Below are 12904 nucleotides of genomic sequence, written 5' to 3' on the forward strand. Positions count from 1 at the left end.
GGCGGAAAGTACCGGACGGGTTGAAGCAGCTGCTGCGGGTCCGGGACGGGACGTGCCGGTTCCCGGGCTGCCGGACCAACGCGGTGATCTCCGAAATCGACCACACCAAACCCTGGGCGCAGGGAGGTCCCACTGATCACGACAACCTGGAACATTTATGCCGGCGGCACCACATGTTCAAAACCAAAGGATTCTGGAAAGCCTGCCAGCCAAGCCCCGGAATCATTGAGTGGACCTCGCCGGGAGGACGAAAGTACCGCACCGAACCACGCCTCGCCCTGGCCCGGGACACAGCCCCAGCCCCGACCGTCCCAGCCCCGTCCCCGACTGCCCCGGCCCCGCCCGTCCCAGCCCCCGCCGTCGCAGCCCCGGCCCCGCCAGCCCCGGTACCCCCAGACGCCGGCGATCCGGACGACTACGGAGACGACCCGCCGCCCTTCTAGGCAATCTCGACCACTGACTGCGTCGGTCCAGATAATAAGCAGATCTAGGCAAGAAGTGGACCTGGCCGTTACACCAGCCAGAGGTGATGCGCATGCCCGGGCAGAAGACAAAGCCGGAACGAAGCTGCCGGTGACCGTGACGAGCAACCAGCGGTCGGAACAGCTGAGACTGGAACCGAGTACCGATCTCACCCGGTCGGTTTATGCTTTCGTCTCCCATGCCTGGGGCAATGAGCCCTCAGGTACCCCTCGCGCCCGTTACGAACCCACCCGAAAGGACAGCATCATCTGCCGAAGCTCGACCTCTTTGGTCCGTCCCTTTTCCATAGTGGTGAGCTGGCCGCGGAAGTACATGGTGCCCAAGCCCCCGCCTGGCTGGGAGAGCTTGTACATGGGACAGACTTCGGGATGGGTCAGCAGATCAGTCACCGTAAGCGTGGTCCTCTCCGTTCCCTCCTCCGTCTCCAGGTAGGGTGATTCCCGCCCCACAGGCAGCGCTGATCTGTTCAGGTAAGGCAGCGCCGCTTTCCGCTCGGCAACCGGCCAGGGAGGATTGCCCCCGCACATGCCGCCCAGCCCGCTCATGTTCGTCGAGAGAGCGGCGCTTTCCAGACCAGTGGCGTCACGGAATATGTACCGGTTGCCCAGAGGCGCACCGTCGCCCGGTTCGAAGTCCACGCTCCAGCCCGGCGGAAGGTCAACACGGAAGGGATCGTCTTCTCCCTCGTATACGGACCAGCCGCGGTTCGAGTCACCGGCGCTTGGGGTGGTCTCCTCGTCGGAAGGTTCGGAGGGGGTTGCGGACGGCGAAGCATCAGCAGGCGAGGGCGAAACCGTTGCCGCCGCTGTCTGCCGGGGCAGTTCCCCCTGCGTAACCTCCAGCGGGATGACTGTCTCGTACGCGTCGAACGAGCCCGGAAGCTTCAGGGCATAGCGCACCAGAACCCCGGCATCCACGGCGCCCAGAATCGTCGCCTCGTCGCTGTCAAAGACGTGTTCGCCAATAACGCTTCCGGTCGCTGCGTTTACGGCCTTCAACTGCGCCGGACTGTACGCGCCTGCATCAAGGGCCAGCACGTAGGTGTCCTCAAAGCGCACCGCACTGTTAACGGCTCCGTCGAATGTCCAGACCGGCTCTCCGTCGGCGTTATACGCGGTCAGCGATTCGCCGCCTCCGCCGACAGGAGCAGAGACGGAAATGAGGCTCCTGTCCTGATCCGCAAGCAGGATCGTCGCCTCCTGGCAGCCTTCGCCGTCGTCGCAGGAAGCTGCAAACCCCGCCACCAGCGGACGCGGGTCTGCCTGCCGTCCGCCGTCGTCGAGCGCGAGGCCCCGCTGGTCGGGAAGGTAGGTCGCGTAACCGGACAAGTGATGCTTGTAGCCGAGCAGAGTGGTCCCGGTAGGCGCAGCGTCGCGTGATTTGCCCGTCGCCGGAAGCATTTCCTTCACGCCGTCATCGGTGGACACGAGGATGGTCTTGTCAGTGACCGCGAGGTCGAGCACCGGTGACGGTGCGGCAGTGCTCCAGATTTCGGCACCGTTGAAGTCCGTATGCAGGATGGTTTGCGGTCCCGAGTAGCCTTCGCTGAAAACAATGACAAACCCCATCGCCGTCGGCTCTGCGAAAACGATGACAGCTTCGGCCGGCAGGCCCTGAACCGGCGAAGGCGGATTGGCCGCCAACGACTCTGAATCGCGGTACTGGTCAAACCCGTGAATCCCATCGAACGTCAGAGAGCTTCCGCCGCCGCCCCCGGTGTTGTGGCACAGCGTCCGCAGATTCGCGGCGACCGCACACTGCCCCGAGTTCGCGCGCCCCGGCATCACTGCCTTGTCACCGCCAATCACCTGACCGGCCGGCGCAAAGGCGGCCGCTACCGGGCCCACAGCAGGAGCACTGGTCTCCGGCGCCGAGGACTTCTCCGCAGCGGGGCCGGTGTCGCCACCTGTCGTGCACGAAGATAGTGACAGGACGACGACGACGGCGACCGCCAGTCGGGCGCGCAGCAAACGGTTCTGGTGTTTCATGTGTTCCCCCCCGGATGGGCATTCGGTATGCCTCAGTGGAATTATGCCCCAAGGCGGGGTTGCCTGGCCCGCACCGGGGCGGCACGCTCGGGAAACAGACGCCGGCGTACGGCAGATCCCGCAGCGGGAGGCGAAGCAGATTCCAGCAGGAAAAGACGCAGACTCGTCGGGAAAGAGACGCAGACTCGTCGGCAAGAGGCGCATGTGGCAGGAAGAGGCGCATATGACAGGAGGAGACGCAGACCACGCCATTGTGATCTGCGTTGCCTAAGATGCTAGCGAGATTCGCGTCGCTTTGCAGAATCGGCACGCTCGAAGGTGCGGTGCGACTGGTTCAAGAACCCCGTCGCGGAAGTGTCAGGAGTGCATGAGACGATAAAAACATGCCTTCCTCACCGCCTCTGATCGATGTCACTGACATCATTCGCGTTGTCGGCGGCGCCGCATTCCAGCGCGGCCAGACGTACGCCAAAGGCGGTGCCGTGGACGCTATGGAGTGGGATCCGCAGGCAGAAGTGCTGAGGGCCAAGGTTCGCGGTCATTCCTCGGTACCGTACCGAATCATGCTGCAGCTGGGCGAGAAACGGCAGGGCGACTACCGGCTGCTGGACAACCACTGCAGCTGCCCGGTGGGGTTCGACTGCAAGCATGTGGCCGCCGTCGCGCTCCAAAGCAATACAGATCATTTATTGGCCCGGCAGGAATTTATCCGCCCCGGCCCGTCGGAAAAGCCGGCCGTGCCCGCCTGGCAGGAGTCGCTGCAAACCCTCATCGATGCTGACCTCGATGCCCTGACCGGGAGCACACCCGCCGCGGCCACGCCGCTGGCGCTGCAGTTTGAAGTGCGGACTTCAGACGCCGGCATGAGTGCCCGCTGGGGTGCCCCGGCTCCCCGCAGCTCTCACCGCGCCACTTCCTTCCGGCTCGGAGTCCGGCCCGTGGTTCGAAATACCAAGGGCAACTGGGTCAAGAACAATCTGGCCTGGAGCAACATCGCCTACCAGACGTACGGCATGAAACTGGACCCGGAGCAGCACCGCTGGTTTTCGCAGTTCCCGGCTCTTCACCGCTCCAACGGCGTGAGCTATTTCGGGCAGAACGATTCCTGGCTGTACCTGGATGATTTCGCAAACCCGCTCCTGTGGCAGCTGCTGGAAGATGCGCGGCGGATCGGCGTGGAGTTTGTCGGCACCAAGAAGGACGTTAGTGTCCAGGTTGGAAAGCGGGCGGCACTGTCCCTCGATGTCAGGGCATCGGAGCCGGGCGCATCCGCTCCGCTGCAACTGCTCCCGGTGCTGGAGATCGACGGGCAGCCGTTGCCCACCGACGCCGCCGGGCTCATTTCCGGACACGGCATCTATGTCCGCAGTCCGGAAAACGTCATTACCCTGGCGCCCACCGCCCGGCCCCTCACCGATCAGGACAAGGGCCTGCTGCTCAAGGGCGCACCGGTGATGATTCCGGAAGAGGACGCTCCGGTGTTCCTGGAAAAGTTCTACCCCAAGCTCCGCCAGGTGCTTCCCGTAACCAGCAGCGACAACTCAGTGGAGTTTCCCGAGATTTCCCCGCCCCTGCTGGTTCTGACGGCATCGTTCCAGCCCGACGATGCACTGTTCCTCGATTGGGAATGGGAGTACCGGCAGGGCGAGGACATTACCCGCATTTCACTGGGCACCCGGGCGGATCCGGCTGCCGGCTACCGCGACGTGGTTGCTGAAGCAGATCTGCTCACTGCCGTCGGCAAGGTCCTCGGAGGGGTGCCCCGCAGCCGCTCGTACCACGGCATCGACACCGCCGAGTTCACCGAGTACCTGCTGCCCAAAGTCGAAAAGGTCGACGGCGTACGGGTGGACGTGATCGGCGAGCGCCCCGACTACCGCGAGCTGACCAGCGTCCCGGAGCTTCGAATCACCACGGTGGAGACGGAGCGCCGCGACTGGTTTGACCTTGGCATCATGATCACCGTGGACGGGCGGCTGGTGCCCTTTGCCGATGTCTTCAAGGCCCTGTCCCTGGGCAAGACCAAGCTCCTGCTCCCGGACCGCACCTATCTGTCCCTGGACCGGCCCGAATTCGCCCAGCTCCACGCCCTGTTGGAAGAAGCCGAAGGGCTGCAGGAATGGGAGACCGGCGAAATGACCATCAGCCGGTACCAGGCCGGCCTCTGGTCGGAGCTGGAGGAACTTGCTGAGGAAACCGAGCAGGCGGCGGCCTGGCGCGCTTCGGTCACCGGGTTGCTGGAACTGGATTCCGTGGAACCGGTCCCGCTGCCCGCGGGGCTCAAGGCCGAGCTGCGCCCCTACCAGGCTGAGGGGTTCAACTGGCTCGCCTTTCTCTGGCAGCACGGGCTCGGCGGGATCCTGGCGGATGACATGGGGCTCGGCAAAACACTGCAGACGCTCGCACTGCTGGCCCATGCCCGCGACGTTGCTGCCGCTCAGCCTCCAGCAGCGCCCGACGACGGCGGGTCCCCCACTCCCCGCCGACCGTTCCTCGTGGTTGCTCCCACCTCCGTAGTGCCCAATTGGCTCTCCGAAGCCGCCCGCTTCACCCCGGGCCTTCGAACTGTTGCCGTTCCGGATACCAGCGCCAAATCCAAGGTCCCGCTGGCGGACCTGACTGCAGACGCCGACATCGTGGTCACTTCCTACGCCGTTTTCCGGTTGGACTTTGCCGCCTACCGGGCGTTGGAGTGGGACGGGCTGATCCTGGATGAGGCGCAGTTCGTGAAGAACCGCACCACACGCGCGCACCAGTGTGCCCGTGACCTCGTTGCCCCGTTCAAGCTGGCGATTACCGGCACCCCGATGGAAAACAACCTGCTGGAGCTGTGGAGTTTGTTCGCCATCGTGGCACCCGGGCTGTTTCCTTCGGCCCGAAAGTTCATTGAGGAATATCAGCGCCCCATCGAGCGTGGTGAAGACGCCAAGCTGCTGGCCCGGATGCGCCGCCGGATCCGGCCGCTCCTGATGCGCCGCACCAAGGAAGCCGTAGCCAAGGACCTGCCGGAAAAGCAGGAACAAATCCTTGAAGTGGATCTAAGCCCGAAGCACCGCAAGATTTACGAAATGCACCTGCAGCGCGAACGCCAGAAGCTGATGGGCCTGATCAAGGATCTCGACCGGAACCGGATGATCGTGTTCCGGTCCCTGACCCTGCTGCGGATGCTGAGCCTGGATGCTTCCCTGGTGGATGAGGACTACACCGGTGTCCCCTCGGCCAAGCTCGATGCTCTCTTTGAGCAGCTCGAAGATGTCACTGCCGAAGGCCACCGCGCACTGATCTTCAGTCAGTTCACTTCGTTCCTCAAGAAGGCTGCCGAACGGCTGGACGCGGCCGGTGTCCCCTACGCCTATTTGGACGGCTCCACGAAGGACCGCGGTGCGGTGATCAATTCCTTCAAGGACGGCGAGGCGCCGGTGTTCCTCATCAGCCTCAAGGCCGGTGGCTTTGGCCTGAACCTGACGGAGGCCGACTACGTATTCCTCCTGGACCCTTGGTGGAATCCGGCAGCAGAGTCGCAGGCAGTGGACCGCACGCACCGCATCGGGCAGACCCGCAACGTCATGGTCTACCGGATGGTGGCGCGGGGAACCATCGAAGAGAAGGTTATGGCCCTCAAGGAGCAAAAGGCCAAGCTCTTCAGCTCCGTGATGGACGACGACGCCGTGTTCAGTTCCGCGCTGACGGCAGATGATATCCGGGCGCTGCTGGACTGAGTATCTAAGCAAGCAAGCAACTGAGCAAGCGAGCAACTGGGGTTGCTGCGCCGGGATACTGAGGTAGCTGCGCCGGGGCCCCGCTCGGCTGAGCCAGCAACCAGCAACCAGCAACCAGCAACCAGCAACCAGCAACCAGCAACCAGCAACCAGCAACCAGCAATAAACCATGGTATGAATTTCTGCACACATGGCGCGCTCCTGACACCCCAAATTCCGCGCCGTTGCAGGTCACAATCGGTTTCCCTACTCCACCAGGCCGGCTGGCACAGCTACTAATCTGGGAAGGGTCAGCGCTTTGCCCACTCCTTGGGCCGTGTCCACGCAGTGCGCGGGAATGGCCGAGATGGCTGTTATCGGGAAAGGATTATGTACACCCAGGATTCAACCCTCGTCCGTCCACAGGACGTGAACACGAAGGATGAAGACGATCTCGTGCATGTGTTCTGCACACCCTGCAAGCGCCGGGCGATGCACCACGCACAGCGCCCGATGCCTTACTGCGGGAAGACAATGCCCAACCGTCCGCTGCGCGAGGACAACGGCCAATTGCCGGTCTGCATTGTGTGCCTTGATTTGGCCCGGTCCGGGCCCTGCCCGCGCTGCGGCACGCAGGCCAGGTTCTAGTCCTCTCTGGAGCCTGACGAGCCATTCCGCGATGACGGTTTGATTTGTACAGTGGGGTGATGGCTACTGACGAACGCCCCATCGGATTCTGGCTCAAACTTGTGGACCAACTGGTTGACGACCAGTTTGGAGCCAGTTTTGAAGAACACGGCGTTACCCGGAGGCAGTGGCAGATGATGAATCTGCTGACTGACGGTCCAGCTTCCGAGAAGCAGCTGACAGACGGACTGAAGCCCTTCTTCCCTGTCGTGGAGCCCGGCACCTCGGTGGAACTGATTGAAGAACTGCGGGAAAGCGGCTGGGTCGCGCTGGACGAGGACCAGTACCTGCTCACGGACTTAGGCCGCCGGAGCTTGGAAAACCTCCGCGGCGCCGTCGAGCGGATCCGTGAACAGCTCACTGAGAATGTTTCGGATGACGAGTACACGGCTCTCGTAGCCGTGCTGCAGCGAATGGCGACCAATTTGGGATGGGATGAAACCCAGGACAAACCGGTTTCACCCTAGGACCTCGCCTCGCCCTAAAACCGCTCGCCCTGAGCAGCGGGTTTCCTTGGCGAAGCAGTTCAGCCTTGGCAAAGCAGCTCGCCTTGGCGCCCGCTCCCCCTTGTTACAATTGCCGCATGTCATTCTCGAGCATCATGAGCGGCCACAGGTCCGCTCTGGAAGGGATGGTGGGCCGGCAGGCCTGCAGAGCAACTGTTCTGCCACCGCTCGCCTAGCCCTTCCCGCAGCCTTTCGTGTTGGACGCGCCTTGTTCAGGTGCGTTTATCCATCGTGCCCGCACACGGGCGAGCGGACCTTCCCTGTCCTCATTCCTGCTCATCCGAAGGCAATATTTTTATGCAACCCCTGACAGAATCAGCAATCCGTCGTTCCTTCATCAATGCCAGCCGCTCCGAGACAGCGGCCATGAACCTGCCGCAGAACTTCGAAACCATCGACTGGGACCAGCTCGACCAACTCGGCTGGCGGGACCACAAGATGCCCAAGCGCGGGTACCTGCTGGCGCCCTTCGAAGGATCGTTGGTTGGCGTCCTGCTGCGGGCACCGGACACCGCGGCCCCCAAAAACCGGCGGGTGCTTTGTGCCCTGTGCGAGGACATCTTTTCCGAGGAAGAGGTGTTCCTCTACGTGGCCCGCCGCGCCGGGGCCTCCGGCAGGAACGGAAACTCCGTGGGAACGCTCATCCACTCGGAGTTCACCTGCTCCCGCAATGTCCGCGCGGCTGTGGATCCCACGCCCATCCATCCTGATCCCGAGGCTGTCATCAAGAAACGGATCGACGGGCTCCAGTTCCGGACGGAGCAGTTTATCCGACAGGTCCTGGCCCAGTAGGCAGGGCCCGCTAAGGACCTGAACCGGTGGTCCGGCGACTCTCAGGAGGCGCCGGATCGCCGGCTCAGCCGACGCTCAGTAGCCCTCATCCACATTCACGACCCCTTCCAGGGGCTTGCCGGCAGCAAGCCTCCGGACATTCTCACGCACGCGGGCCGCAAGCAGCGGAGCCACCATTTCCGGTGTTTCGGCGGTGTGGGGAGTGATCAGCGCGCGCGGTTCGTTCCAGAGAGGATGTCCGTCCGGCAGCGGCTGGGGATCGGTCACGTCCAGTGCTGCCCCGGCCAGTTTGCCGCCGGCGAGCGCCCCGACCAGGGCATCAGTATCCACGGTGGGTCCCCGGCTGATATTCACGAGAAAGGCGTCCGGCTTCAGCAGTGCCAGCCGGCGCGCATCCATGAGATGTTCGGTGCCGGCCGTGAGCGCTGCGGCAAGGATCACGACGTCGGCAGTCGCCAGTGCCTCGTCCAGCCCGGCGTCCGTCACTGTTCGTTCAGCACCGGGGACCGGCACGTTGTGCGCACGCACCACGGTGATGTGGTCGGTAAAGGCCTTCAGCAGCCGCAGGATTTCAGAGCCGACACCTCCGGCGCCAACAAGAACCACATTCCGCCCCTGGAGAGACACGCCGCGAGGCGGTCCCCATTCCCGGGCCCTGGCAAACGCGGGAATTCCGCGCATGATCGCCAGAGTCAAGGTGAGGGCAAATTCCCCCACAGGCTGCCCGAAGGCACCTTTGCCGCTGGTCCACTCCCGGGCGCGGTTGGCCCGCATGAGGCTGTCATACTGGTCCACCCCGGCGAGGTAAAGCTGGATCCAGCCAATGCCGGGATGCTCCGTCAAGACTTTGCCCACCGCGGAGGCGCTGACGACGTCCGTCAGGACCAGTCCAACCGTGGTGTCGGACAGCGGCTCGACGACGCCGCCTCCCGCCCTGACAGCAGCTGCCAGTTCGTCGCTGGGGGACGGAAGAAGGGCGATGGACGGAACGGCGGGCCCGGGCCCGGATGTGCCCTGCGGAGTGGGATTGAAAGGGTCAGCGTGCTTGGCCATGAACGGCTCCTGCGGGCTGTGGGATTACCCGTGGCATCAGGTACGCACGGGCGCCGGCAAGGTGATCGGCCGGCTCCAAACGAGTCTAGTTCCGGTCCATAACCAGGGATAGGGACGGCAGCGTTAGCCCCGCTGGGTCTGGGCCAGCAGCTGCTCAAACGGCAGCGACGCCGCCGCCCCGGTGCGGGCTGCAGGCTGCTGATCCCCCAACAGGGCCACAAGCTCTGCGGCTGCACGTCGCACCCTGCCGTCCAGCGGCGTCGTTCCGGCTTCGCCGGTGCCCCAGTCCTCCGGTGCGGCGTAGACAGCGGTGGGGGTGACCCGGGCACGGAGGTAACTGAACATGGGCCGAAGGGCGAAGTCCAGGACCATCGAGTGCCGGGAACTGCCGCCGGTCGCTCCCAGGATGACCGGTTTGCCATCCAGCGAGGTGTTGTCGATGACGTCAAAGAAGGATTTAAACAGGCCGCTCATGGACGCCGTGAACACCGGGGTTACGGCCACCAGCGCGTCGGCTCCGACTACTTCGGAAATCAGCGCCTCCAAATGTGGCGCCGCGTAGCCCGTGACCATGTTGTTCGCGATATCCACGGCATACTCCCGCAGCTCGAAGGTACTGACCGTTGCAGAGGCGCCGGCGGCTTCAAAGGCTGCGCGTGCTTCCGCGCCGAGTTGGTCGGCCAGCATCCGGCTTGACGAAGGAACACCCAAGCCTGCTGTTACTACTACGATTCTGCGATCCGCCATCGCGGCGACCTCCTGAAATTCATGTGTTTGCATCTAGTTTCTCAAACTCTCCGGTGCATCCTGATATTCCCGGCATCTCAAAAATTGGTGGCTGCTTCCGCTGCTAGTAATCTCAAGTCAATGGCCTCCCCTCACCCCTCCCCCGAAATTCCACCGCCGGTTCCGCGGCCAACCATCCGGTCAACCATCACCCACGGTGCCCGGGGAGCCCTCATAGGACTGGTCGAACTGGTACCGGGAGTCTCCGGAGGCACGGTCGCCCTGGTCCTCGGAATATTCGATCGGCTAATTGCATCGGCCAACCACCTCATCAGCGGCCTCTCGCAGCTCGTCTTCAGAGGGAGCCGGACCGGAGCTGCGCGTCGGTTTGCACCGGTCGAATGGAGTTTGGTGTTGCCGCTGGTTGCCGGCATGTTCCTGGCCCTGGCCACGTTGTCGGGGCCACTGCATTCCTTCGTTGAGAACCAAGCGACCATCGCAAGCGCGTTATTTTTCGGCATGGTGGCAGCCAGCCTCCTCGTACCGATCAGCATGGTGAGGCAAGCCGGACCGGCCACGCGTGCCGGAAGGATCAACGGCGTTGCCGTGGTGCTTCTCGTTGCTGCCGCCGTGTTCATGCTGCTGGGGATACCGGCTCTGCAGATTCAGGATCCTCCATGGTGGGCTCTGATCCTCAGCGGAGCAGTTGCCGTGTGCGCTCTGGCACTGCCAGGCCTCTCTGGTTCCTTCATCCTGCTGACTTTCGGCATGTACGAGCCAACGCTTGAGGCTGTCAGCACCAGAGACTATGGCTACCTGGCGCTCTTTATTACCGGCGCCATTCTAGGCTTGGTCTCCTTTGTCCGTTTGCTTGGCTACCTACTGCGAGTACGGCGCCGGGCTGTCCTCTTGGCAGCCACCGGACTGATCCTCGGCTCCCTTCGCGCACTCTGGCCCTGGCAGCAGGACAGCACCCTACTCCTGCCTGATGACGCATGGCTGTGGCCGCTGGCAGCATGCCTGGCGGGGGCATGCGTAGTCCTGCTCCTCTGGTGGCGTCAGCCGAACCCCGTCGTGCCCGCATCACAGGTCAGTGCCCCCGCCGCCGGCAGCAACCAGCCGCAGCGGCCTGGGGCTGCCCCGGCCACCCCTGTGCGGCAAGACCGCGACGAGGAATCGTATCCCCATGACTGACCAGCACAGGCCGGCACAGCAATGATTCCCCGTCCTCGTCCCGCTGGCCGGTGAATGTGGTTTTCGCGCCGCTGCCTCTCTTCAACGGAAGTGGCCGCTGACCATGGTTGCCTGTTCGGTCTGGAGCTGACGCAACCAGCGCAGGCCCACGGACGAGATAGCCGACGGCATTCCCGGCGCCGGCGCGAAACCGACATTGCAACGGCTCCGTGTCCTCAACCCCGTGTCCCTCAACTCCGTGTCCCTCAATCCGGACCATGAGAAATTCCTAGACCTGGGCGGGTCCTGCCCTTAACGAAGTGAGATAGATCTGTGAGTGAAACAACCCAACGCCGCGTAAACGTGGCTGCCCTGATGACGGCGTTGCTGGCTGCCTGCACCGCGTTCCAACTGAACGCCTCCATGCTGTCCCCGGCCCTGGTCACCATTGAGGAAGAACTCAATACGACGTCGGCGGCGGTCGCCCTGACCCAGACGGCGTTCTTCACGTCCGCGGCTCTCTTCTCTCTGTTCCTGCCGCGGCTGGGTGACATCATCGGCCGCAAAAAGGTCCTCGGCGGCATGCTCGTGGTCCTCACCATCGGTTCCGTGGTGGCCGCTTTGGCACCAAGCATCGAGGTGCTGTTCATCGCCCGCCTGATCCAGGGAGTCTCCGGCCCCACGGTCGCGTTGTCGCTCATCATGCTGCGCGTGGAAATCCATGAGCCCCGGTTGCTCGGCACCCTGATGGGCGTGATTGCCGCTGTGAACGGCGGCATCGCCGGCGTGGACGCCATTGCAGGCGGCTACCTCGCCCAGAATCACGGGTTCGCTTCGGTCTTCTGGGTTATGGCACTTGTCGGCGCCGTCGCCTCCACCCTGCTGATCCTCATGGCCTCCGACTCCACCGCCGAAAAGAAGGAAAAGATGGACTGGGTGGGCGTTGTTCCCCTGGTCATCTCGGTGGGCACCCTGCTGACCGCCTTCAACGAGGCCGGCAAATTGGCCGAGGCCAATTGGCCGCTGGTCATCGGTCTGATCGTCATTGCCGTCATCGCCTTCGCCGTGTTCTGGAAGGTCGAGAACCGCAGCGACCATCCGCTGGTGGCCACGCACCTGCTCAAGCAGCGTTCCACCTGGGCACTGCTCCTGAGCACCGTCCTCACCATGACCGGTGTCTTTGCCGTCATGAACGGCATCCTTCCCGCTCTGGCACAGGACAACATCGTAGGGTTCGGCATGGGGGCCGAAGAATCCGCCTGGTGGACCATTACTCCCTACGCCATCGCCGGCCTGATCATCGGCCCCTTCGCCGGCCGCCTCGCAGGCACCTGGGGTTACGGCAAGGTACTCCGCATCGGCACCATCGGCTCCGTCATCGCCCTGGCGCTGATGCTCCCCGTCGTCGGCAGCGACTCCAAGCTCGGCCTGCTGGCCGTCTCGGTACTGGTCGGCATCACGTATGCCGGCATCGGCAACGTCATGCTCAGCGGCCTGGGCGTCATGCTTTCCCCCAAGGAGAACCCCGGCTTCCTGCCGGGCCTGAACGCGGGAGCCTTCAACCTCGGCGCAGGCCTGAGCTTCGCGGTGATCTACGCCGCGAAAACTGCCACCACCGCAACGGACGGTTCCGGCACCGAAGGTTACTACGGCGGCATCATCGCCGGCGTGGTCATTCTCGGCCTGGCCCTGGCGGTGTCCTTCCTCATTCCGAAGCCCGCCGAGGTGGAAACAGGAAATCACCCGGGAGCCCCCGTCGCGGCCGACGCCGAACCTGTCCTGCGCTGACACTGCGGCT

10 protein-coding genes are annotated in these 12904 nt (G+C 63.8%); 7 read left to right on the forward strand and 3 right to left on the reverse strand.

Features of this window, described 5'->3' with window-relative positions; translation table 11 throughout:
- Window positions 1-443, forward strand: a 443-nt coding sequence (locus WKB88_RS16290) for an HNH endonuclease signature motif containing protein (protein WP_341395607.1), incomplete at its 5' end; no start/stop codon positions are given.
- Between the two features lie 258 nt (window positions 444-701).
- Here the strand turns inward: WKB88_RS16290 and WKB88_RS16295 are convergent.
- A complete protein-coding gene (locus tag WKB88_RS16295; protein WP_341395608.1) occupies window positions 702-2471 on the reverse strand; it encodes a hypothetical protein in 1770 nt (589 codons plus the stop codon).
- Window positions 2472-2854: 383 nt separating this feature from the next.
- Between WKB88_RS16295 and WKB88_RS16300 the strand changes: the two genes are divergently transcribed.
- The 4 genes from WKB88_RS16300 (at window position 2855) to WKB88_RS16315 (ending at window position 8154) form a co-directional block, all read left to right on the forward strand.
- Window positions 2855-6190, forward strand: a complete 3336-nt coding sequence (locus WKB88_RS16300) for a DEAD/DEAH box helicase (RefSeq protein WP_341395609.1) — start codon at window positions 2855-2857, stop codon at window positions 6188-6190.
- 369 nt (window positions 6191-6559) lie between these two features.
- Window positions 6560-6817, forward strand: coding sequence for a hypothetical protein (locus WKB88_RS16305; protein ID WP_341395610.1), 258 nt, complete (start codon window positions 6560-6562; stop codon window positions 6815-6817).
- A gap of 59 nt (window positions 6818-6876) precedes the next feature.
- Window positions 6877-7323: a MarR family winged helix-turn-helix transcriptional regulator gene (locus tag WKB88_RS16310; protein WP_341395611.1), complete on the forward strand. Its 447-nt coding sequence runs from the start codon at window positions 6877-6879 to the stop codon at window positions 7321-7323.
- A 336-nt stretch (window positions 7324-7659) separates the two neighbouring features.
- Complete coding sequence (locus WKB88_RS16315) at window positions 7660-8154, forward strand: FBP domain-containing protein (protein WP_341395612.1); 495 nt, start codon at window positions 7660-7662, stop codon at window positions 8152-8154.
- A 75-nt stretch (window positions 8155-8229) separates the two neighbouring features.
- Here the strand turns inward: WKB88_RS16315 and WKB88_RS16320 are convergent, their stop codons facing one another.
- Together WKB88_RS16320 and WKB88_RS16325 are read right to left on the reverse strand one after the other, a co-directional pair.
- Window positions 8230-9207 (reverse strand): NAD(P)-dependent oxidoreductase, encoded by a 978-nt coding sequence (locus WKB88_RS16320; RefSeq protein ID WP_341395613.1) that lies wholly within the window; start codon window positions 9205-9207, stop codon window positions 8230-8232.
- Window positions 9208-9330: 123 nt separating this feature from the next.
- The gene (locus WKB88_RS16325; protein ID WP_341395614.1) at window positions 9331-9954 is read right to left on the reverse strand and encodes a CE1759 family FMN reductase; all 624 of its coding nucleotides are present in this window, start codon (window positions 9952-9954) and stop codon (window positions 9331-9333) included.
- Between the two features lie 120 nt (window positions 9955-10074).
- On the opposite strand from WKB88_RS16325, the gene WKB88_RS16330 reads away from it, so the two are divergent.
- Together WKB88_RS16330 and uriT are read left to right on the forward strand one after the other, a co-directional pair.
- Window positions 10075-11127, forward strand: a complete 1053-nt coding sequence (locus tag WKB88_RS16330) for a DUF368 domain-containing protein (protein WP_341395615.1) — start codon at window positions 10075-10077, stop codon at window positions 11125-11127.
- A 312-nt stretch (window positions 11128-11439) separates the two neighbouring features.
- On the forward strand, window positions 11440-12894 hold the full coding sequence (gene uriT, locus WKB88_RS16335; RefSeq protein WP_341395616.1) for a uridine transporter UriT: 1455 nt from the start codon (window positions 11440-11442) through the stop codon (window positions 12892-12894).
- Window positions 12895-12904: the final 10 nt, after the last annotated feature.

It is taken from the genome of Arthrobacter sp. G119Y2, assembly GCF_038069765.1.
In the GTDB taxonomy this organism is placed as follows: Bacteria; Actinomycetota; Actinomycetes; order Actinomycetales; family Micrococcaceae; genus Arthrobacter_B.